Annotated in this window: 1 rRNA gene; it reads left to right on the top strand. The window is 54.1% G+C overall.

Annotated features, from left to right (window positions below):
* The first annotated feature begins 307 nt into the window (after positions 1-307).
* Positions 308-3118, top strand: a 23S ribosomal RNA gene (locus ACCO56_RS33015).
* Positions 3119-3150: the final 32 nt, after the last annotated feature.

Here is a 3150-nt window from a genome sequence, read left to right on the forward strand (position 1 = left end):
GGCAAAAACCATTCAGGAAAACAAGTTTGCGGCGAGCAACGCTCACCGCCTGTTCTGCATGACATCGTAAAGAGAAGATTTGTTCGGGTTCCGTATTCGGAGCCTGGCCCGGAAAGGTCCATAACCTTTCGTAAGCGGCCGGGTGATGATGGATACGGTCCGTCGCCGTGGACGCTCAATCCGCGGCTCATGATGGGCACGCCTAACCGCAGCCCCCGAACCGATCTCGAGAAGCTGGTCTTTTTGTGCCAAGACTGTCGCGACAATTCTCTTCGAGAATTGCGCGGTGGATATTGGCAATGAGAACGATCAAGTGTCTTAAGGGCAATTGGTGGATGCCTTGGCATGCACAGGCGATGAAGGACGTGATACGCTGCGATAAGCTACGGGGAGGTGCGAATACCCTTTGATCCGTAGATTTCCGAATGGGGAAACCCACCTAAGATACTTGGAAAATCAGAGCGGCGGCTGGGCGTGAGTTTGGCCGGTGCTGTGGTTTCCAAGTATTGTTGATAGGTAACTTATCCTGAATGAAATAGGGATAAAGTGGCGAACGCGGGGAACTGAAACATCTAAGTACCCGTAGGAAAGGACATCAACCGAGACTCCGCAAGTAGTGGCGAGCGAACGCGGACCAGGCCAGCGGCTTTTGCGAGACAAGCGGAACCTTCTGGAAAGGAGGGCCATAGCGGGTGATAGCCCCGTACGCGTAATGCGAGCAAAAGTCCTTGAGTAAGGCGGGACACGTGAAATCCTGTCTGAAATTCGGGGGACCACCCTCGAAGCCTAAGTACTCGTGCATGACCGATAGCGAACTAGTACCGTGAGGGAAAGGTGAAAAGCACCCCGACAAGGGGAGTGAAAGAGTACCTGAAACCGATTGCCTACAAACAGATGGAGCCTGAAATGGTGACATCGTACCTTTTGTATAATGGGTCAGCGACTTAGTGTGACGAGCAAGCTTAAACCGGTAGGTGTAGGCGCAGCGAAAGCGAGTCTGAACAGGGCGTTCAGTTCGTCGCATTAGACCCGAAACCGAGTGATCTAGCCATGAGCAGGCTGAAGGTAAGGTAACACTTACTGGAGGGCCGAACCCATAACTGTTGCAATAGTTCGGGATGACTTGTGGCTAGGGGTGAAAGGCCAATCAAACTCGGAAATAGCTGGTTCTCCGCGAAATCTATTTAGGTAGAGCGTCGACCGAATACCCCAGGGGGTAGAGCACTGGATGGGCTAGGGGTCCTCACCGGATTACCAAACCTAACCAAACTCCGAATACCTGGGAGTACTAGTCGGCAGACACACGGCGGGTGCTAACGTCCGTCGTGGAGAGGGCAACAACCCTGACCTACAGCTAAGGTCCCCAAGTTATGGCTAAGTGGGAAAGGATGTGAGGATCCCAAAACAACCAGGATGTTGGCTTAGAAGCAGCCATCATTTAAAGAAAGCGTAACAGCTCACTGGTCTAAATAAGGGTCTTTGCGCCGAAAATGTAACGGGGCTCAAGCCATACACCGAAGCTTAGGGTTCACGAGCAATCGTGAGCGGTAGCGGAGCGTTCCGTAAGCCTGCGAAGGGAGACCCGCGAGGGCTCCTGGAGGTATCGGAAGTGCGAATGCTGACATGAGTAACGTAAGGGGTGTGAGAGACACCCCCGCCGAAAGTCCAAGGGTTCCTGCTTAAAGTTAATCTGAGCAGGGTTAGCCGGCCCCTAAGGCGAGGCCGAAAGGCGTAGTCGATGGGAATCACGTTAATATTCGTGAGCCTGGAGGTAGTGACGGATCATTGAAGTTGTCCGACCTTATCGGATTGGTCGGGCAGCCGCGTGGTCCCGGGAAATAGCTCCTCCTTATAGTCCGTACCCGAAACCGACACTGGTGGACTGGTAGAGTATACCAAGGCGCTTGAGAGAACTATGCTGAAGGAACTCGGCAAATTGCACGCGTAACTTCGGAAGAAGCGTGACCCTTCGATGGGCAACCATCGGGGGGTGGCACAGACCAGGGGGTAGCGACTGTTTATCAAAAACACAGGGCTCTGCGAAGTCGCAAGACGACGTATAGGGTCTGACGCCTGCCCGGTGCTGGAAGGTTAAGAGGAGGGGTGCAAGCTCTGAATCGAAGCCCCAGTAAACGGCGGCCGTAACTATAACGGTCCTAAGGTAGCGAAATTCCTTGTCGGGTAAGTTCCGACCTGCACGAATGGCGTAACGACTTCCCCGCTGTCTCCAGCATAGACTCAGTGAAATTGAATTCCCCGTGAAGATGCGGGGTTCCTGCGGTTAGACGGAAAGACCCCGTGCACCTTTACTATAGCTTTACATTGGCATTCGTAGTGGCATGTGTAGGATAGGTGGTAGGCTTTGAAGCAGGGACGCCAGTTTCTGTGGAGCCACCCTTGAAATACCACCCTTATCTCTATGGATGTCTAACCGCGGCCCGTCATCCGGGTCCGGGACAATGTATGGTGGGTAGTTTGACTGGGGCGGTCGCCTCCTAAAGAGTAACGGAGGCGCGCGATGGTGGGCTCAGAACGGTCGGAAATCGTTCGGCGAGTGCAATGGCATAAGCCTGCCTGACTGCGAGACTGACAAGTCGAGCAGAGACGAAAGTCGGTCATAGTGATCCGGTGGTCCCGCGTGGAAGGGCCATCGCTCAACGGATAAAAGGTACGCCGGGGATAACAGGCTGATGACCCCCAAGAGTCCATATCGACGGGGTTGTTTGGCACCTCGATGTCGACTCATCGCATCCTGGGGCTGGAGCAGGTCCCAAGGGTATGGCTGTTCGCCATTTAAAGCGGTACGTGAGTTGGGTTCAGAACGTCGTGAGACAGTTCGGTCCCTATCTGCCGTGGGTGTAGGAATATTGACAGGATCTGTCCCTAGTACGAGAGGACCGGGATGGACGTATCTCTGGTGGACCTGTTGTGGCGCCAGCCGCATAGCAGGGTAGCTATATACGGACGGGATAACCGCTGAAGGCATCTAAGCGGGAAACCCACCTGAAAACGAGTGTTCCCTGAGAGCCGTGGAAGACCACCACGTCGATAGGCCGGGTGTGGAAGAGCAGCAATGCTTGAAGCTTACCGGTACTAATAGCTCGATCGGCTTGATCGTTCCCATTGCTTGTATCCATCGCTGACGCGATG

It is taken from the genome of Mesorhizobium sp. 1B3 (assembly GCF_050958605.1).
In the GTDB taxonomy this organism is placed as follows: domain Bacteria; phylum Pseudomonadota; class Alphaproteobacteria; order Rhizobiales; family Rhizobiaceae.